Below are 19,234 nucleotides of genomic sequence, written 5' to 3'. Positions count from 1 at the left end.
CGTCTCACGGCCGCACTGCCATGGGGGACACCGTGGGAGACCCGCAGCAGCACGGACAGGAAGCAGACCACCGGAACGGACGGGACGGGGATGCGCCGACCACGCACTCCTTTCCCGCACGACTGAGACGACTCAGACAGGAACGCGGTCTGTCGCTCACCGACCTCGCACGACTGACCCACTACAGCAAGGGCTACCTCAGCAAGGTAGAGACCGGAAGGAAGCGCGCGACCGCCGACGTCGCCCGCCTCTGCGACCAAGTGCTGGGCGCCGAAGGGGAGTTGATCGGACTTCTGCGGAGAGAGCCGTCCGCGGACGGCTCGGCCGGGGACGATGGCACCGCCTCCGACCGCCGCTCCGACAGGGCGGCCTGCCCCTACCGCGGCCTGTCGGCGTTCACTCCGCAGGACGCGGACTGGTTCTTCGGCCGGGAGCGCGCGACGGCCGCGCTGGTGGAACGGATCTACCAACGGGTCGGAAGCGGTCCGCTGATGCTGGTCGCCCCGTCGGGCGCGGGCAAGTCGTCCCTGCTCAACGCCGGCCTGGTACCGGCGCTGCGGCGCGGGGACTTTCCCATGCCGGGCGTCGACCGATGGCCGTTGGTGATGCTCACCCCCACCTCACGGCCGCTGGACGAACTGCTGGAACGCACCGCGAAAGCAGTGGGCGGCGACCTCGGCGTCACCGTCGAGGAGGCGCGGGAAAGCCCCGGCGCGGTCCTGGCCGCCGTACGCGCGATGCTGGACGGACCACCGGCGGCTCCCGGGGACCGGCGGCCCCCGCCCTGCCGGCCGGTACTGATCGTCGACCAGTTCGAGGAACTCTTCACCCTCTGCCCCGACGAGGAGGAGCGACGCGCCTTCGTCCGGGTGCTCTGTGCCCTGGCGACCTCCCGTCCGGTGAAGAACCCGGTGAGAAGCCCGGTGAAGAACCTGGTGGAGGACCCGGCGCAGGACGCGGACGGCTGCGCCGTCGTGGTGCTCGGCGTACGCGCCGACTTCACCGGCGACTGCCTGGAGCTCCCGCAACTGGCCTCCGTCTTCGCCGACGGGCTGTTCGTCCTGCCCCCGATGTCCGTCGCGGAGCTGCGGGAGTCCATCACGCGGCCGGCACGACTGGCCGGACTGACCCTCCAACCCGGCCTCGTCTCCCTGCTCCTGCGCGACGCGGGTCTGCGCGACGCGCCGGGCACGACCTCGGGAGAGACCGCGAACGCCCCCGGTACCGGAGCCGACGAGACACCCTCCGGCGCGTTACCCCTCCTTTCCCACGCCCTGCTGGCCACCTGGCAGCGGCGCGAGGGCTCCGCGCTGACCGTCGCCGGGTACGAGCGGGCCGGCGGTTTCCAGGGAGCGATCGCGCGTACGGCCGAGACCGCGTTCGCCCGGCTGTATCCGGCGGAGCAGAAGACGATCCGCCGCATCCTGTCCCGTCTGGTGTCCGTCGCGGAGGGAGCCGGGGCGAGCCGCCGCCGGATGAGCAGGACCGCCCTGATGGAGCAACTCGCCAACGCGGACGGCGTCGCCGCCGCGCTCGACGCCTTCGTCCAAGCCCGGCTGATCACGATGGACAGCGACACCGTAGAGATCACCCACGAGGCCCTGCTGCACGCCTGGCCACGGCTGCGCGACTGGATCCACGCCGACCGTGCCGGACTGCTGCTCCATCAGCACCTGGCCCACGCCGCAGCGGAATGGAAACGCGAGGCCCGCGATCCGTCCGCCCTGTACCGCGGCACCCGGCTGGACACCGTGCGCGCCTGGGCCGACGAGCTGGGCGGCTGGACCCGGCTCAGCCCCGCGGAGGAGGCGTTCCTGAAGGCGAGCCAGGCCGAGCGGGACGGCCGCCGGAAACAGGCCAGGCGCCAGGTGCGGCTGCGGCAGTCGATGCTCGCCACACTCGCCGTCCTGCTGGGGCTCGCCGTGACCGCCGGAGGCATCGCCTATCAGCAGCGGGAGAGCGCCCTCGACCAGGAGCGCGTCTCCCGCTCCCAGGCGCTCGCCGTCCGGTCCGCGTCTCTGGCCGGCGGCCAGCCGGAGGCGTCGATGCTGCTGGCGGAGGAAGCCTACCGGGCCCATGCCACCGCCGAGGCGCGCGGCGCCCTGCTGAGCACCCAGTCCCAGCCCTTCTCCGCCCGGCTCGGCGGCCACCGGGGACCGGTCAACGCTGTGGCCTTCGCGCCGGACGACCGGCTGCTGGCGACGGCCAGTTCGGACGGAACGGTGACCCTGCGGCGGATTCCCGGCCATCGCACGATCGCCACGTTCACCGTCGCCGGCCCCGTCCGGTCGGTCGCTCTCAGCCCCGACGGCCGTACCCTCGCGGCGACATCGACGCAGGGACCGGTGAGCCTGTGGGACCTCGCCGGCCGCCGCAGGACCGCGGTGCTCGCCGACAGTACGGTCAAGGCCCGTGCCGTGGCCTTCGACCCCCGCGGACGCGGGCTCGCCGTCGCGACGGCGGACGGAGCGGTCGAGCTGTGGGCCACCGCGGGCACCCACCGGATCACCGCCACCCTCACCGGACACCGAGGACCCGTCAACACGCTGAGCTACGCCCGCGACGGACGCACCCTGGCCTCCGCAGGCGCCGACCGGGTCGTCCGGCTGTGGGACACCGGCCGGGCCCGCCCCCTCGGCGTGCTCAAGGGGCACACCGACGAGGTGCTGGGCGTGGCGTTCTCCCCGGACGGCCGGAAGGTGGCCTCCGGAGGCGTCGACCGGACCGTACGGCTGTGGGACGTGCGCGAGCGCCGGCTGAGTGCGACGTTGTCCGGGAGCAGCGACGACATCAACGCCGTCGCCCACACACCCGACGGCGCGACGGTCGTCGGCGCGGTCGGCGACGGGGCCACCAGGCTGTGGGACGTACGCAGCGGACGGCAGACCGCCGTGCTCGCCGGCCACACCGACTACGTCATGGGGGTGGCCGTGACCTCCGACGGCGCCCTGCTCGCCACGGCCGGTTTCGACCGGTCCGTCGTCCTGTGGGACCTCGACGGGCCGGTGCTGAGGCCACGTCCGTTCACGGAGGTCTGGCAGGCCCGGTACAGCCCGGACGGGAAACGCCTGGCCACCGCCGACACCGACCACACGGTACGGCTGTGGGACGTGGGCAGCCGCCGGCTCCTGGCGACGTTCCGGGGCCACACCGAGACCGTCTTCTCCGTGGCCTTCTCGTCCGACGGCCGGACCCTGGCCTCGGCCGGCTCCGAGGGCACGGTGCGCCTGTGGGACCTCGCCGACCGCACGCCGCTGGCGACGCTGACCGGCCACACCGGACAGGTCTTCTCGGTGGCCTTCGCCCCCGACGGCCGGGCCCTGGCCTCCGCCGGCGCCGACCGCACGGTGCGCCTGTGGGACGTGGCCGGACGCAAGCCCCTGGCGACGCTGACCGGCCACCGCGACTACGCCAACGACGTCACCTTCAGCCCCGACGGCCGGATGCTGGCGAGCGCCGGCGACGACCTCTCCGTACGGCTCTGGGACGTCTCCTCGCGCCGCCCGCTCGGCACCCTCGGCGGCCACACGGGCGCCGTACGGGGCGTGGCGTTCGCCCCCGACGGCCGGACGCTGGCCAGCAGCAGCAACGACGGGACCATACGGCTGTGGAACGTCCGTGAACGCCGTGCCCAGGCCACCCTGACCGGCCACACCGGATCCGCCCGCGGCATCGCCTTCGCTCCCGACGGCCGCACGCTCGCCAGCAGCGGCAACGACCGCACGGTGCGCCTGTGGGACGTCGCCGTAAGGCGGCCGTGGGCGACGCTGACCGGCCATACCAACTCGGTGTGGAGCGTGGCCTTCGCCCCCGACGGGCGCACGGTCGCCAGCAGCAGCACCGACGGCACGGTACGGCTGTGGGACCTGGACCCGGGGGCCCGGCTGGCGGAGATCTGCCGCCTGCGGGCGGGCCTCGACCCCGACGAACGCGAACATCTCCTGCCCGGCGTTCCCCTCGCACGCGGCGGCACCTGTGCCGGCCGCCGCCGAGGATGACGCCCGACCGTCCTGCTCGCAGGGGGTTTCCGGCTGTTTCCCGTTGCCCGTCCCGGCAGGGCGGCCCGGGAACCTCGACGCGGGGGCGGCACGGCCGACAGGCTGCCGCCGTACGGCCACTCCCTCCAGGGCGCCGTCCAGGCGCCGCGGCGGCGCCGTCCACACCACGTCGACACCGACAGGAAACGGGTTCCCCCAGTCCACCGCCATCCGCGTCCAGTGCCGGCAACACGCCGAATCGGTCACGTCCGACGGCTACACCAACGACGTGTTGGTCCTACCTGCCGGACTACGAGGCATGGGTGACCAACATCTACATCAAGGGACCGGCGTGGCTGGAAGGCGTGCCCGAGTGCGGGACCCTCGGATCAGACGTCCTTGCCGCGCAGTGACCGCAGCAGGGTGTACATGGCGTCGTCGAGTTGTCGTTGCTGCTGTCCGGAGAGCCCGGACAGCAGCTCCGCCTCGTTCGCGGCGTGGTCGGTCATGGCCGCGTCGATGGTGGCCATACCCTCCTCGGTGAGCGTGGCCAGGAAGCTCCGGCGGTCTTCGGGGTCCAGCCTGCGCTGGATCAGGCCGGCCCCTTCGAGGCGGTCGAGCCGGTTGGTCATCCCCGCCCGGGACAGCATCAGCTGCTCCGACAGCGCCGACGGCGTCACCGTGTAGGGCGGACCGGATCTGCGGATCGCCGCGAGCACGTCGAACTCCCCGTTGCGCAGTCCGTGGCGGGCGAACACCTCGTCGAACGAACGCAGCATGACCGCGGCGAACCGCATCACGCGTCCGAGCACCTCGACCGGCCACAGATCGAGGTCGGGCCGCTCACGCCTCCACTGTGCGATCACTTCGTCAACTTCGTCGCTGTCGCGCATGGCACCATACTATTTGACCACAGATAGTTAGACGCCTTACTATCAACCCATCGAAGTAGTGTGAAACCGGGCCGCAGGAGGATCTGATGCGCAAGATCGTTTCGAGTCTGTTCGTTTCCCTGGACGGCGTCGCCGAGGCGCCCGACACCTGGCACTTCCCCTACTTCGACGACGAGATGGGCAACGCCGTCGGGGCGGCCATGGCCGACTCGGACGCGATGCTGCTCGGCCGGGTCCAGTACGAACAGTTCGCGGCGTACTGGCCGTCCAGCGAGGACGAGTTCGCCGAGTTCATGAACAACCAGAAGAAATACGTGGTCACCAACACCCTGACCCGTGCCACCTGGAACAACACCGAGATCATCGGCGGAGACGTCCTGGGCGGGCTCAAGGCGCTCAAGTCCTCGGAGGGCAAGGACATCGCCGTGACCGGCAGTCTGACCCTCGTGCGGACACTGCTCGGCGCCGGGCTCCTCGACCGGCTGCAGCTGTTCGTGCACCCCGTCGTCCTCGGCGAGGGCTCGCGGTGGTACGACGGCCTCGGCACCGTGAAGCTGCACCTGGCCTCGGCCGAGACCTTCTCCACCGGTGTGATCAACCAGATCTACACCCCCGCCTCCTGAGCAACGGCCCCTCACCGTGCGCGGTGAGGGGCCGTCGTGTCCCAACGGGGGTGCCTCATCGCCCGTTCGGGGCGAGGCCGGCGTAGGAGGCCAGGTGCGCGGCGGTGGGAAAGCTGGAGGGCGCGTTCTGCGGCTCTTGACTCCGGCAAGCAGTCGTGACGCCCGTAGGTGGCTGGCTCGGGCGCCGCCGGCACCTCCGGGCCGCTGAACCAGCCCCCCGTAAGCCAGCATGGTGGCCGCGCGCATACCCAGCCACCGAACTATGGTGCCCCACCACATGTGCCCCTGACCTGCGCCTTCCTACCGTGTCCCGACACGTACCCGTCCCCACCGCACACGAGGAAGTGGCGCACATGGCCTCCGCAGCATCCGCTCCCCCGACGCCGAGCAACCTCAAGCGCATCGTCGCCGCCAGCCTCATCGGCACCACCATCGAGTGGTACGACTTCTTCCTCTACGGCTCCGCCGCCGCGCTGGTGTTCAACAAGCTGTTCTTCCCGGATTCCGACCCGCTCGTCGGCACGCTGCTGTCGTTCCTGACCTACGCCGTCGGCTTCGCCGCGCGGCCGCTGGGTGCGCTGGTGTTCGGGCACTACGGCGACCGGCTCGGGCGCAAGAAGCTGCTGGTGCTGAGTCTGCTGCTGATGGGCGGGGCGACCTTCGCGATCGGCCTGCTGCCGACGCACGCGACGATCGGCTCGGCCGCTCCCGTGCTGCTGACCGTGCTGCGCCTGGTGCAGGGCTTCGCACTCGGTGGCGAGTGGGGCGGTGCCGTGCTGCTGGTGTCGGAGCACGGCACCGCCCGGCGGCGCGGCTTCTGGGCCTCGTGGCCGCAGACCGGCGCGCCGGCGGGGCAGTTGCTGGCGACCGGTGTGCTGGCCCTGCTGACGGCACTGCTCTCGGACGCCGCCTTCACCAGCTGGGGCTGGCGGATCCCGTTCCTGCTCTCCGGGGTCCTGGTGATCGTCGGTCTGTGGATCCGGCTGTCCGTGGACGAGTCGCCGGTCTTCAAGCAGGCGCTCGCGCAGGCGGAGGCCCGCAAGGCCGCCCAGAGCCAGGACGCCGAGAAGGCGCCGCTGGTCTCCGTGGTGCGCCACCACTGGCGGGACGTGCTCATCGCGATGGGCTGCCGCATGGCGGAGAACATCAGCTACTACGTGATCACCGCCTTCATCCTCGTCTACGCCACCACCGAGGCCGACATCTCCAAGCAGACCGCGCTCAACGCCGTGCTGATCGCCTCGGCCGTGCACTTCGCGGTCATCCCCGTCTGGGGCGCCCTGTCGGACCGGGTCGGCCGCCGTCCGGTGTACATGGCCGGCGCGGCCGGGGTCGGCCTGTGGATGTTCCCGTTCTTCTGGCTGATCGACAGCGGCGGCTTCGGCAGCCTGCTGCTCGCGGTGACCGTCGGCCTGGTGCTGCACGGCGCGATGTACGCGCCCCAGGCGGCCTTCTTCTCCGAGATGTTCGCGACCCGGATGCGCTACTCCGGTGCCTCCATCGGCGCGCAGTTCTCCTCGGTCGCGGCGGGTGCCCCCGCGCCGCTCATCGCCACCGCGCTGCTGTCGGACTTCGGCAGCTCCACCCCGATCTCCCTGTACGTCATCGCCGCGGCGCTGCTCACCGTGGTCGCCGTGGCCGCGGCGAAGGAGACCCGCAACCGGGACCTGGCCGACGTGTCCGGCTCCGGTGACGCCCCGGCGGTGCCGGCCGCCCGGGCCGCCGATCCGCACAAGGTCTGACCGCTGCCGGCTCCGGCCCCCGCACGCCCGGCGCGTGCGGGGGTCAGTGCTGTGCCGGGGCCGACAACCGGTGCAGGCGCAGGGCGAGTTGTATCTCCAGGGCGCGGGCCGGGCTCTGCCAGTCGTCGCCGAGGAGCCGACCGACGCGCTCCAGGCGCTGGGCGACCGTGTTCACGTGCACGTGCAGGGCGTCCTTGGTGCGGGCCGGGCTCATGCCGCAGGCGAAGTAGGCGTCGAGGGTGCGCAGCAGTTCGGTGCCGCGCCGCTCGTCGTAGGCGACGACCTGGCCGATGGTGCGGTCGACGAAGCCGGCGATGTCCCGGTCCCCGGCCAGCAGCAGGCCGAGGAAGCCGAAGTCCTCGGCCGCGGCGCCGTCGCCGGAGCGGCCCAGCAGGCGCAGGGCGTCCAGGCAGCGCCGGGCCTCGGTGTAGGCGGCGGACACGGCGTCCGGGTGGGCGGCGAGGTCCTCCACGGGTGCCGAGGCGCCGACCGTGACGGCCTCGTGCACGGCCCGGCCGAGCTGCCGTGCGGTGCGCCGGGCCAGGTCGCCGGCGGTGTCGCGGGCGCCGAGGGGCAGCAGCAGGACGGTACCTCCGTCGCGGGCCGCGGCGAGGCCGTGCCGGGTCGCGGCGAGGTGGGAGGCGGCGGCCCACAGCCGTCTGCGGGCGTCCGCCTCCTGCTCGGCGCCGGCCGCCGGGCCGTCGAGGCGGGCGGCCAGCACGGCGTGGGTGGTGTCGAGGTCGGCACGCAGCCGCAAGGCGCGTTCGCGCAGCAGGCGCGGGTCGCGGTCGCGGGCGTCGAGCAGGTCGTCCAGCAACTCGCCGCGGACGCGCTGTTCGGCCTCGGCGGCGGACCGGCGGGCGAGCAGCAGCAGGGAGGTGACCATGGCCGCGCGCTCCAGGGTGCGCTGGTCGACGGGGTCGAGTCCGGGGTGGCCGCGCAGCACGAGCGCGCCGAGCTGTTCGCCGCCGGCGGCGACGGCGGCGATCCAGTCGTCCTCGTGCCGCACCGCGTGTCCTTCGGCGCGGGACGCCTCCAGTGCCGCGGCCGGGGCGGCGGTGGCCTCGGTGAACTCGACGGTGCCGTCCAGGACTTCGGAGACGGCGGCGGCGACGTCGTGGACCCCGCCGCCGCGCAGGACGAGCTCGGCGAGCCGGTCGTGGACGTCGGAGGCGCGCTCGATGACCCCGCTGCGGTCGCGGACGATCTCGTTGGCCCGCTCCAGGCCGGCCAGGGCGGAGCGGGTCTCGGCCAGGAGGTTGGCGGTGTCGATGGCCGCCGCGGCCAGGGCGGCGAAGGAGCCGAGAAGGGCGATCTGCTCCCGCTCGAAGACCCGGGCCCGGCGGTCGGCGGCGAACAGCACGCCGATGACGTGGTCCCCGAGGGTGAGGGGGACGCCGAGGATCGCCACCAGGCCCTCGTCCCGCACGCCGGCGTCGATGGTGCGGGTGTGCTGGAAGCGGTCGTCCTTGAAGTAGTCGTCGGTGACGTAGGGCCGGGCGGTCTGGGCGACGAGGCCGCCGAGTCCCTCGCCCATGCCGAGCCGCAGCTGCTGGAAGCGGGCGGCGACGGAGCCTTCCGTGACCCGCATGTAGGTGTCGCCGCGCTCCGGGTCGTTCAGGCTGAGGTAGGCGACGTCCGTGCCGAGCAGCGAGCGCGCGCGCTGCACGATCGCGCGCAGGACGGCGTCCAGGTCCCGCAGCCCCGCCAGGTCGTGGGCGGTCTCGAACAGCGCGGACAGCTCGGCCTCGCGGCGCCGCCGTCCCTCCAGCTCGGAGCGGACCCGCAGCGCGAGCCGCTTGGCCTCCTCGAGCGCGGCGACGTGGCCGGCCGGGCGGCCCTCGGCGCGGGCGCGCAGCACCGGCTGTTCGTAGGCGTCGGCGGAGGCGCCGCGGGCGAGCAGCTCCAAAAACGGCGTCTCGGTGCTGTGGGGCGCCGGCCGGTCCCCGGGGTCCGGGGCCCAGGCCCGGGCTCCGGCACCGTGAGCGGAGCGCTCGGCTGACTGCACGTGATCGCGGGACATGCTCACAGGATTCCCCATCGCGGGGCCGCCCCGGCAGCCCTGTGGACAACCCGGCCCGCCGGGGACGCCCGCCCGCTCAGTGCGCGGTCCAGCCGCCGTCCAGGACGAGCGAGGTGCCCGTGACGAAGGACGCCTGCGGGCCGCACAGGTAGGCCACGGCCTCGGCGACCTCCTCGGGTTCGATGAGCCGTTTGAGGGCGCTGTCCTTCAGCAGCACCTCGGACAGCACGCGGTCCTCCGGGATGCCGTGCGCCCTGGACTGGTCGGCGAGCTGTTTCTCGACGAGCGGGGTGCGCACGTAGCCGGGGTTGACGCAGTTGGAGGTGACCCCGTGCGCGGCGCCCTCCAGGGCCGCGGTCTTGGACAGTCCCTCCAGTCCGTGCTTGGCGGCGACGTACGCCGACTTGTAGGCGGAGGCGCGCAGGCCGTGCACGGAGGAGATGTTCACGATGCGGCCCCAGCCCTGCCCGTACATGTGGGGCAGGGCGCCGCGGATGAGGCGGAAGGGCGCCTCCAGCATGACGGTGAGCACGGTGTGGAAGACGTCCGGCGGGAACTCCTCGATGGGCCGCACCAGCTGGAGCCCGGCGTTGTTGACCAGCACGTCGGTGCCGGTGGCGGCGAGTTCGGCGGCGTCCAGGTCGGTCAGGTCCAGGACGTGGGGCTCGACGGTGCCCGTGAGGTCACCGGCGCGCTCGGCGAGCGCCTCCAGGCCCGCGGCGTCCCGGTCGACCGCTCTGACCTTGGCTCCGGCGGCGGCCAGCCGCAGCGCACAGGCGCGGCCGATGCCGCCGGCGGCGCCGGTGACGAGAGCGGTGCGGCCGCCGAGGTCGGGCGAGGAGGCGTGGGGGGCCGGGAGGACGCTGGGCGAGGTCATGTGCCGACCCTAGGCAGCGCCCGACCCCCGCCCCATGTGCCCAGGCCCTACAGTTCAGACCGAACCAGTGGGTTCGAACCACGTGGGTGCATCGGACAGGGCCTGCTTGATCCGGAACCACCCGAACTCGCCCACGTCGGGCAGCGCGTCCACCGCGAACCAGCCCACCTCCAGCGACTCGTCGTCGTTGACCCGGGCCTCGCCGCCGACGGCCCGGCAGCGGAAGGTGATGTCCATGAACTGGCACACGTCGCCGTTGTCGTACGTCACCGGTTCCAGCGCCTGGACCAGCACCACGCGCTCGGCGACGCACCGTACGGCGGTCTCCTCCTCCACCTCCCGCACGGCGCAGAGGGCGGGCTGCTCCCCCGGCTCCGCGATGCCCCCGATCAGCGACCAGCGGAGGTTGTCGGACCGACGGTTCAGCAGCACTCTGCCCTCGTCGTCGAAGACGACGGCGGTGACGCCGGGCAGCCACAGCAGCTGGTGCCCGGCCGAGGCGCGCAGGGCGGTGATGAAGTCGGGAGTAGCCATGCGCCCGACCCTAACCGGCCGCCCGGCGTTCACCGGGCACGTTCGCGGGGCGTACGGCTACACGTCACCGGCGCGTCGACCGCGCACGCCCGCGGTGACGGCCCAGCCGAGCCCCGCGGCGGCGACGAGGACGAGGGCGGCCTCGGGGAGCACGCCGAGCCGCGTGGCGGGGGTCTGGGAGGAGCGCAGGGGCACCTCCTGCACCAGCGAGTCGGCGACGAACATCCCGGTCCGTCGGGTGATGGTGCCGTCCGGCATGATGATCGCGCTGACGCCGCTGGTCACGGGCACGGCGACGGTCCTGCTGTGCTCGACGGCGCGGATGCGGGACATGGCGAGCTGCTGGTAGGTCATCTCGCTGCGGCCGAAGGTCGCGTTGTTGCTGGGCACGGAGATCATTCGGGCGCCGTCGGCGACCTCGGAGCGCACGGCCCAGTCGAACGCGGCCTCGTAGCAGGTGACCAGGCCCACCTCGGTGCCGGCCATGGTGAACACGCCGGGCTCGGTGCCGCGGCTGAAGTCCTGGCGGACCATGGCCGTCCACTCGCCGTTGATCGCGCCGATGAGCGAGCGCAGCGGCAGGTACTCGCCGAACGGCTGGATCTGCCGCTTGTCGTAGGTGTCGACGGGGCCGTCGACCGGGTCCCACAGGATCTGCTCGTTGTACAGCCTGCCGTCGCGCTGCACGACACCGCCGACGGAGATCGGCGCCCCGACGGCCTTGGCCGCGCGGTCGATCACGGCGCGCGCGTCGGCGTTGGCGAAGGGGTCGATGTCGGACGAGTTCTCCGGCCACAGCACGAAGTCGGGCTGGGCGACCCTGCCCGCCCGGATCTCGGCGGCCAGGCGTTCGGTCTCCCGCGCGTGGTGATCGAGCACCGCGCGGCGCTGGGCGTTGAAGTCGAGGCCGGCCCGGGGGACGTTCCCCTGGATCACGGCGATGGTCGCCGTGCCGCTCTGCGCGGCGTCGGACACCAGCGGGCGGGCGGCGAAGGCCGCCAGCACCGGGGCGGCCAGGCTCATCAGGGCCAGGACCGCCGCGCCGCGCGGTACGGCACCGGTGCGGCGCACGCGCACGGCCACGCGTACCGCCTCGTACAGGCCGAAGCCGCACAGGACCACGGCGAAGCCGAGCACCGGTGTGCCGCCCAGGGCGGCGAGCGGCAGGAACAGGCCGTCCGCCTGCCCGAAGGCGATCTTGCCCCAGGGGAAGCCCTCGAAGGGCACGCGCGCGCGTGCGGCCTCGCCGGCGGTCCAGAGGCCTGCCGCCCACACCGGCCAGGCGGGCAGCCGGGAGACCGCCGCGACGCCGGCGCCGACGAGGGCGACGAACACCGCCTCGATGGCGACCAGCGCCAGCCAGGGGCCGGGGCCGACCTCCACGCCCGTCCACACCAGCAGCGGCAGCAGGAAGCCGAGGCCGAAGAGGTAGCCGAGGCCGAGGCCCGCCTTCCAGCCGCGCCCGCGCAGCACCGCGCCGAGGACGGCGAAGGCCGGCACGGCCAGCCACCACAGGGTGCGCGGCGGGAAGCTGACGTAGAGCAGCACGCCGGCGAGGGCGGAGGCGGCTGCCGGGGCGAGCCGGCGGACGAGCCGTGCGGCGCGCGGCGCGGGCGCGGGCGGGGGCTCCGCCCGGTCCGAGTCGCCGACGGATGTTGCGGTGACGGTCACCCTCCGGAGTGTACGGCGGGCGGCTTCCCGCCGGGCAGCACGGTCACCGGGGCCCGGACGGGACCCCGGCCCCGGCCCGTGCCAGGACGGACCCGCGGAGGCCCCCCGCTTTCGGTCCGCCCGACCACTCCCGAACGGCCGGCCCACGGTCGCCGGGCCGCCACGCCCACCCGGTCCCGTGTCATCCGAAGGCCGCCGCCCCACCGGTGCCCGACCGGTGGGCGCCGCCGTGGCGTGCACCGGACGCACAGGCGGCACCGGGAGGGCTGGGACCGTACGCCCGTCACAGGAGGCCGGGCCGGCAGGCGGGCCGGCGCGGCGGGCAAGCGGGAAGAGATCAGGCCGCCGGACCGGGCTTCTTGGGGCGCAGGCGGTCCTTGATGACCTGGACGGCCGCTTCCGCGTCGTCCACGGTGACCGTGAAGGTGTGGCCGTCCCACAGCCGCAGGATCACGCCCTCACCGCGTCGGACCACCACGGCGGTGCCCTTCTCGGGGCGCCAGCGGTAGCCCCAGCCACCCCAGTGGCGGGGGGTGACGTGCGGCGCGAACTCGGCGCCGGCGACGTGCGAGAGCGGGATGCGGCGGCGGGGCACGCCGATGTGGCCGCAGCGCACCTCGAGGCAGTCCTCGTCGACCCTCAGCGCCACGTGCACGAACGCCAGCGTGCCGAAGAGGACCAGCAGGCCGGCGGCGATGCAGCCGACGACCGCCATGACCAGCGGGGCGATGCCGGACTCCCACGCCGAGTCGACGGCCAGCGCGATACCGAGGGCCAGGCAGGCCGCGCCGACCAGCGCCAGCACCCACTGCATCCGGTTGGTGGCGCGTCCGGTCCAGACGTCGGGGTGGGGAGCGTGCTCGCCGTGGCGGTGGTCCCTCATGGCTATGAGGTTACTCAGCTTTCGTTTCCGCCGACGGCTCACCGCGGAGCGTGACTGCGCCGACCGGGCGGCGGTCAGCGTGCCGGCGTGACCGCCCGCAGCAGCCTGCCCTCCTCGTAGGCCAGTGCCGGCCCGGGCAGCGCGCCCTCACGTCCGCTGAGCAGCACCGTGAGCGAGCCCCGCGCGGAGGCGGAGGGGGCGGGCCGGGCGTCGATGCGCCGCAGCGCCTGGGCGGCGACCGCGCCGGCCGAGCCGTGCAGGGCGAGCGGCGGGCGGCTGGGGCGCTGGACCGCGGCCCGGATGCGTTCGGCGACCAGTTCGTAGTGGGTGCAGCCGAGGACGACGGTGGTGACGTCGGCCGGCGTGAGGGCGGCCGCGGCGGCCACGGCGGCGTCGATCGCGGCCTCGTCGGCGCGCTCCACCGCCTCGGCGAGCCCCGGGCACGGCACCTCGGTGACGGTGACCCCGGCGGCGAACTCCTCGATCAGGTTGCGCTGATAGGGGCTGCCGGTGGTGGCGGGCGTCGCCCAGATGGCGAGGGGTCCGCCACCGGCCGCGGCGGGCTTGATCGCCGGGACGGTGCCGACGACCGGCAGCTCCGGTTCCAGGCGGGCGCGCAGCGCGGGCAGCGCGTGCACGGTGGCGGTGTTGCAGCCGACGATCAGGGCGTCCGGGCGGTGCGCGGCGGCGGCCTCGGCGACGGCGAGGGCACGCCCGGTCAGGTCCTCGGGCGTGCGCGGTCCCCAGGGCATGCCGTCGGGGTCCAGGGAGAGGATGAGATCGGCGTCCGGCCTGAGGCGCCGAACCGCGGCGGTGGCCGCCAGCAGACCGATCCCGGAGTCCATGAGCGCGATCTTCACCCGCCCACGATAGACGATGTGCGCCGTCGGCCCGGTCCGGTGGGGCAGACTGCGCACGTGAGCGCCGCCCTGTGGACTTCCGCCGTTTCCGCCGTGTCCCTCGCCGCCTGGCTGTGGCTGCTGCTCGGCCAGGGCATGTTCTGGCGCACGGACGTCCGGCTGCCGCCGCCGAGGCGGCCCGACGCCTGGCCCTCGGTGTGCGTGGTGGTGCCCGCCCGGGACGAGGCGGCCGTGCTGCCGGCCAGCCTGCCCTCGCTGCTGGGCCAGGACTACCCGGGGCGCGCGGAGATCTTCCTGATCGACGACGGCAGCTCGGACGGGACCGGCCGGCTGGCCCGCGAGCTGGCCCGGCACCAGGACGGGCTGCGCCTCACGGTCGCCTCGCCCGGTGAGCCGCCGCCGGGCTGGACGGGCAAGCTGTGGGCGGTGCGGCACGGCATCGTGCTGGCACGCGCGCGTGACCCGGAGTACCTGCTGCTGACGGACGCCGACATCGCGCACGCGCCGGACAGTCTGCGCCGGCTGGTGTCGGCGGCCCGCGCCGGCGGGTTCGACGTCGTCTCCCAGATGGCCCGGCTGCGGGTGGCGAGCGGCTGGGAGCGGCTGGTGGTCCCCGCCTTCGTCTACTTCTTCTCCCAGCTCTATCCCTTCCGCCGGATCGCGAAGGAGGGGACGCGGACGGCGGCAGCGGCGGGCGGGTGCGTGCTGCTGTCGGCCGGGGCCGCCGAGCGGGCGCGGATCCCGGACGCCATCCGGCAGGCCGTGATCGACGACGTGGCGCTCGCCCGGGCCGTCAAGCGCAGCGGCGGCCGGGTGTGGCTGGGGCTGGCCGACGGGGTGGAGAGCGTGCGCCCCTATCCGCGGCTGCGCGACCTGTGGCGGATGGTCTCGCGCAGCGCCTACGCCCAGCTGCGGCACCGGCCGGCGGTGCTGGCGGGAACGGTGCTGGGGCTGGCGCTGGTGTATCTGGTGCCGCCGTCGGCCGTCGTCGTGGGCGCGGTCACCGGGAACGCGGCCGCCGGGGTGCTCGGCGCCCTGGCGTGGCTGGTGATGGCGGGGACGTTCCTGCCGATGCTGCGCTACTACCGGCAGCCGCCGTGGCTCGCCCTGACGCTGCCGTTCACCGCGCTGCTGTACCTGCTGATGACCGTCGACTCCGCGGTGCAGCACTACCGCGGGCGCGGCGCGGCGTGGAAGGGCCGCACCTACGCCCGTCCGGGCGCCGTGCCCGAGGAGGGCTGAGCCGGCGCCGCCGGGGCCCCTGCCGGGAGCCGGTCGCTACTTCCTGCCCGGGGTCCAGTTCATGCCCCAGCCGTAGGCGTGGTCGACGGTGCGCTGCGGGCTGACGCCGCGCTCCGGGACGAGGTAGCGGGCCTCGCGCCGGACGACCAGGTCGCCGCCGGTGCTGGTGATCAGGGCGAGCGCGCACACGGTGGAGGGGACCGTGCACTCGTCGAGGGAGAAGTCGACCGGTGCGCCGTGCTGGGGCTGGAGGGTGACCGTGGCGTGCAGGTCGGCGAAGGAGCGCGCGCCCTCGTAGATGGTGACGAAGACGAGGATGCGCCGGAAGGCCTGCCGGTGGTCGAGGTTGACGGTGAGGTTCTCGCCGGTCGACACCGCGCCGGTGCGGTCGTCGCCGTCGAGGTGGATGTAGGGGGGCCGGTCCAGGGCTCCGAAGGCGTTGCCGAGCGCCTGGACGACTCCCTTGCTGCCGTCGGTGAGTTCGTACAGGGCGCACAGGTCGAGGTCGAGGTCGTTGTGCAGGGCGACGGGGCGGCCGAGTTTGCGGGCCCAGCCGGAGAACTGCTTGCGCACCTCCCAGTTGAGGTTCACGCGCAGGGAGCCGGACGTGCCGCCCTGCTTGGTCAGGGAGACCGACGGGGCGGCCTTGGTGAGCGTCACCTTGGTGAGGCGGACCGGTTCCGCCGGGGGTGCGGCGGGCGGCGGCACGGCGGTGGCGGCGGGCCGCGCCGCGGCTGTCGGCGCCGGGGACGCGGCCGGGGGTGCGGGCGGCGGGGCCGGCGCGGTGGCCGGGGGCGCCTGCTGCGGCTCGTCCACCGTGATGCCGTAGTCGGTGGCCAGGCCCTCGAGGCCGGTGTCGTAGCCCTGGCCGACGGCGCGGAACTTCCAGGCGCCCTGCCGGCGGTAGAACTCGCCGAGCACGAACGCCGTTTCCACCGTCGCGCCCGGGTTGTCGAAGCGGGCCACGACCGTGTCCCGGTCGGGGTCGCGGACCTCGATGCAGAGGCCGGGGACCTGACCGAACGAGCCGCCGTCGGCGGAGGCGGCCACGATCACGGTCTCGATCGAGGGCTCCACGCGCGCGAGGTCGACGAGCAGGGCGTCGGTCACCCGGCCGCCCCGGTCGTGCTTGCCCTCGTGCCGCACCGCGCCGGAGGAGTGGACCGGCTGGTTGTAGAAGACGAAGTCCGCGTCGGAGCGGACCTTCCCGCCGGCCAGCAGCAGCGCCGAGGCGTCGGCGTCGGGCACGCCGGGCGCGGAGCGCCAGCCCAGTTCGACCCGCAGTGCCGTCGTCGGTACGGGAGTGTTGGACCCCTTCGACATGGACATGCACGTGCCCCCTCGCTTGTCGCCGCGCCGGGCCGTGCCCCGGCCGTCGCGTCAATTCTGACGGGCCCAACCTATGCCCCGTACGGGGAACGTCCGCGACGCGCAGGTCCACGCCCGGTCGCCGACCGCCGGTAACCCGCCCGGAACTTGGCCTTTACCAGAAAACCGCGTCTCGCGTACGTCCTTTTTCGGCAAGTTCGCTCGCATTGGGGATCCCAGGTCACGGCGGACACGGAAAACAACCCTCTTATCGGTCTCCCCAACCAGCACATCGTGGGCTTAACTTATGTGCCATGACCTCCCCCCGCTCCACTTATGGCGGCGGCTACTACTCCGCCTCCTTCCCGGACACCCCGATCTACGACTCGCTCGTTGCCGAGCGGGGCACCCCGCAGATCGCCCCGATCCGGGTCCCCGCCGCGTACGACGCGCCGGGCAGCCACATGCCCGCGCTCCCCTCGGCGCTGCCCGCCCTGCCGGCAGCCCCGTCCCAGCCCTCCTACGGTTATCCGCAGGCGCCCCAGCCCGCACCGCTGCAACAGGCGCCCACCGCCTACATCCCGCAGCAGGCGACGGCGCCCCGCGGCTACCCCGGCCCGCAGCATCCCCAGCCTCCGCGTCCGGCCGCGCCCGGCCCCGCGGGGTACGAGGCGATGCGGCCCGCCGCGCCCCGGCCGGCCCCCGCGCCCTATCAGGACCCGCACAACAACCAGCAGTACCGCGGCTACTGAGCCGTCTCCCCCGGGGCCGTCGCCGCCGCCTGGCACGATGGCCCCATGGGGAACGCGCGACTGCAGTCCATTCACGTCCATCCGGTCAAGGCGTTCCGGGGCCAGCCGCTCCGGGAGGCCGTCGTGGAGCCCTGGGGGCTGACCGGTGACCGCCGCTGGATGCTGATCGACGACGGGGGAAAGGTCGTCACGCAACGCCAGCAGCCGCGCCTCGCGCAGGCCGCCGCCGAGCTGTTGCCCGGCGGCGGCCTGCGGCTGTCCGCGCCCGGTGCCGAGCCGCTGACGGTGCCGGTGCCGCGCCCGGCCGACACGCTGCCGGTGGAGATCTTCCGGGACAAGGTGGAGGCCGTGCCGGCCGAGGGCGGGGCGGCGCACGCGTGGTGCAGCGGCTTCCTCGGGACGAGCGTGCGCCTGGTGCACATGGACGACCCCGCCACCCGGCGGCCCGTCGACCCGCGGTACGCGCTGCCGGGCGAGACCGTCTCCTTCGCCGACGGCTACCCCCTGCTGGTCACGACGACGGCCTCGCTGGACGCCCTCAACGCCCTGATCGCGCAGGGGGACCACGCCGACGAGGGCCCGCTGCCGATGAACCGATTCCGGCCCAACGTGGTGGTGTCCGGCACCGACGCCTGGGCGGAGGACGGCTGGTCGCGCATCGCGATCGGGGAGGTCCGCTTCCGGATCGCCAAGCCCTGCGGGCGCTGCGTGGTGACCACCACCGACCAGACCACGACGGTGCGCGGCCGGGAGCCGCTGCACACGCTGGGGCGGCACCGCCGCCGCGGCGGCATGCTGGTCTTCGGGCAGAACCTGGTGCCCCTCGGCCCCGGAACGGTCCGGGTCGGCGACCCGGTCACGGTCCTGGAGTGAGACGCCCACGGCCGTCGGCCGAAAGGGGCACCCGCACCCGCACCCGCACCCGCACCCGCACCCGCACCCGCACCCGCACCGACAACGGCACCGGCACCGGCACCGGCACCGCCGGGAACCCGGTGCGCGCTCCGCGCGTTCGCCTCGTGTGAGCCGTTCATGGGCGGACCGCAGCGGACCGCGCATGAGCTGCTCCAGGGGGCCGGTGCGGTGCGGGCAGGGGGTTGCGGGCGATGCGGGCGATCAGCGGGCTCTGGCGCTGGCGGCACAATCCGCTGTGCCGCGCCACCGACCTGGCCGAGGCGTGGGTGGCTCTGGCGTCCCTGCTGCTCCTGCTGTGCGCGGCGCCCGTGGCCGGCCTCGTCGCCGGCGGTCTGGCCCAGGACTCCTTGCAGGAATCCGCGCGGGAGCAGCTCGCCTCCCGCCACCCGGTGACGGCCACCGTGGTGAGAGAGCTGGACGGTCCCGCCGTGCGTCTCGACCCGGAGGCGACCGCCGGGGGCGACCTGCGCAGCCGGGTCCTCGCCCACTGGACGGCGCCGGACGGCTCCGAGCACCGGGGGCCGGTCCTGACAGGCCTCGAGGACCCGCGCCCGGGCGACCGCTTCGCGATATGGACCGACGCGCAGGGCCGGACGACGGCCCGCCCGCTGGACTCCGCCACGGCCACGACCCACGCGGTGCTCGCCGGGTTCGGCGCCGCGCTGGTGACCGCGTGCCTCGTCGGGGGCGCCCGGTGGATCGTCGTCCGGCGCCTGGTCCGCCGCCGCTACGCCCGCCTGGACGAGGCCTGGGAGCGGGCCGGTGGGGACTGGGGCCGCGCGGGTACGGGCAGTTGACGGGCTTGCGCCTCTGGTCAACCCACCGCCTGCGCGCACGCTACGGTGGACCGGCCGGACCCGTTCGGCATCGACCCGCGCGGGAGAGAGCCGTAGGGGCCGTGACGCCCCGCGGGCGAACGAGCCATCAGTGACGA

The 19,234-nt window shown here is 74.1% G+C and carries 16 protein-coding genes; 8 read left to right on the top strand and 8 right to left on the bottom strand.

The features are described 5' to 3' along the window. Positions 1-32 precede the first annotated feature (32 nt). Positions 33-3,998, top strand: a complete 3,966-nt coding sequence (locus ACZ45Q_RS24265) for an nSTAND1 domain-containing NTPase (RefSeq protein WP_468264901.1) — start codon at positions 33-35, stop codon at positions 3,996-3,998. A 368-nt stretch (positions 3,999-4,366) separates the two neighbouring features. Here the strand turns inward: ACZ45Q_RS24265 and ACZ45Q_RS24260 are convergent, their stop codons facing one another. Beyond that, a complete protein-coding gene (locus tag ACZ45Q_RS24260; RefSeq protein ID WP_468264899.1) occupies positions 4,367-4,870 on the bottom strand; it encodes a MarR family winged helix-turn-helix transcriptional regulator in 504 nt (167 codons plus the stop codon). An 86-nt stretch (positions 4,871-4,956) separates the two neighbouring features. Between ACZ45Q_RS24260 and ACZ45Q_RS24255 the strand changes: the two genes are divergently transcribed. Both ACZ45Q_RS24255 and ACZ45Q_RS24250 read left to right on the top strand, forming a co-directional pair. Beyond that, positions 4,957-5,493 (top strand): dihydrofolate reductase family protein, encoded by a 537-nt coding sequence (locus ACZ45Q_RS24255; RefSeq protein WP_468264897.1) that lies wholly within the window; start codon positions 4,957-4,959, stop codon positions 5,491-5,493. A 353-nt stretch (positions 5,494-5,846) separates the two neighbouring features. Then, positions 5,847-7,235, top strand: coding sequence for an MFS transporter (locus ACZ45Q_RS24250; RefSeq protein WP_468264895.1), 1,389 nt, complete (start codon positions 5,847-5,849; stop codon positions 7,233-7,235). A 43-nt stretch (positions 7,236-7,278) separates the two neighbouring features. On the opposite strand, the gene ACZ45Q_RS24245 is transcribed toward ACZ45Q_RS24250, so the two are convergent. From ACZ45Q_RS24245 to ACZ45Q_RS24220, 6 genes are all read right to left on the bottom strand, one after another. Beyond that, positions 7,279-9,258 (bottom strand): helix-turn-helix domain-containing protein, encoded by a 1,980-nt coding sequence (locus ACZ45Q_RS24245; RefSeq protein WP_468264893.1) that lies wholly within the window; start codon positions 9,256-9,258, stop codon positions 7,279-7,281. Between the two features lie 76 nt (positions 9,259-9,334). Next, positions 9,335-10,135 (bottom strand): 3-hydroxybutyrate dehydrogenase, encoded by an 801-nt coding sequence (locus ACZ45Q_RS24240; protein WP_468264891.1) that lies wholly within the window; start codon positions 10,133-10,135, stop codon positions 9,335-9,337. A 54-nt stretch (positions 10,136-10,189) separates the two neighbouring features. Beyond that, positions 10,190-10,669 carry an NUDIX hydrolase gene (locus ACZ45Q_RS24235; RefSeq protein WP_468264889.1) on the bottom strand — a complete coding sequence of 160 codons (480 nt, stop codon included), beginning with the start codon at positions 10,667-10,669 and terminating at the stop codon, positions 10,190-10,192. A 57-nt stretch (positions 10,670-10,726) separates the two neighbouring features. After that, positions 10,727-12,340: an apolipoprotein N-acyltransferase gene (gene lnt, locus ACZ45Q_RS24230; protein ID WP_468264887.1), complete on the bottom strand. Its 1,614-nt coding sequence runs from the start codon at positions 12,338-12,340 to the stop codon at positions 10,727-10,729. Between the two features lie 337 nt (positions 12,341-12,677). Beyond that, positions 12,678-13,223 carry a phage holin family protein gene (locus ACZ45Q_RS24225; RefSeq protein WP_468264885.1) on the bottom strand — a complete coding sequence of 182 codons (546 nt, stop codon included), beginning with the start codon at positions 13,221-13,223 and terminating at the stop codon, positions 12,678-12,680. A gap of 74 nt (positions 13,224-13,297) precedes the next feature. Then, positions 13,298-14,083: a glutamate racemase gene (locus ACZ45Q_RS24220; RefSeq protein WP_468264883.1), complete on the bottom strand. Its 786-nt coding sequence runs from the start codon at positions 14,081-14,083 to the stop codon at positions 13,298-13,300. A 39-nt stretch (positions 14,084-14,122) separates the two neighbouring features. Between ACZ45Q_RS24220 and ACZ45Q_RS24215 the strand changes: the two genes are divergently transcribed. Beyond that, positions 14,123-15,325: a glycosyltransferase gene (locus ACZ45Q_RS24215; protein ID WP_468265216.1), complete on the top strand. Its 1,203-nt coding sequence runs from the start codon at positions 14,123-14,125 to the stop codon at positions 15,323-15,325. Between the two features lie 36 nt (positions 15,326-15,361). On the opposite strand, the gene ACZ45Q_RS24210 is transcribed toward ACZ45Q_RS24215, so the two are convergent. Then, positions 15,362-16,648 carry a TerD family protein gene (locus ACZ45Q_RS24210; protein ID WP_468265214.1) on the bottom strand — a complete coding sequence of 429 codons (1,287 nt, stop codon included), beginning with the start codon at positions 16,646-16,648 and terminating at the stop codon, positions 15,362-15,364. A gap of 299 nt (positions 16,649-16,947) precedes the next feature. Between ACZ45Q_RS24210 and ACZ45Q_RS24205 the strand changes: the two genes are divergently transcribed. From ACZ45Q_RS24205 to ACZ45Q_RS24190, 4 genes are all read left to right on the top strand, one after another. After that, positions 16,948-17,385: a DUF6643 family protein gene (locus ACZ45Q_RS24205; protein WP_468264881.1), complete on the top strand. Its 438-nt coding sequence runs from the start codon at positions 16,948-16,950 to the stop codon at positions 17,383-17,385. Between the two features lie 45 nt (positions 17,386-17,430). Next, positions 17,431-18,258, top strand: a complete 828-nt coding sequence (locus ACZ45Q_RS24200; protein ID WP_468264879.1) for an MOSC domain-containing protein — start codon at positions 17,431-17,433, stop codon at positions 18,256-18,258. After that, positions 18,255-18,410 carry a hypothetical protein gene (locus ACZ45Q_RS24195; RefSeq protein WP_468264877.1) on the top strand — a complete coding sequence of 52 codons (156 nt, stop codon included), beginning with the start codon at positions 18,255-18,257 and terminating at the stop codon, positions 18,408-18,410. Before ACZ45Q_RS24200 ends, ACZ45Q_RS24195 begins: the two co-directional genes overlap by 4 nt. A gap of 81 nt (positions 18,411-18,491) precedes the next feature. Further along, the gene (locus ACZ45Q_RS24190; protein WP_468264875.1) at positions 18,492-19,097 is read left to right on the top strand and encodes an Rv1733c family protein; all 606 of its coding nucleotides are present in this window, start codon (positions 18,492-18,494) and stop codon (positions 19,095-19,097) included. Positions 19,098-19,234 lie beyond the last annotated feature (137 nt).

The sequence above is a fragment of the Streptomyces sp. NPDC031049 genome (genome assembly GCF_055571015.1).
Note: the sequence above shows the minus strand (reverse complement) of the source record. Positions and strands in the feature narration are given on the sequence as shown.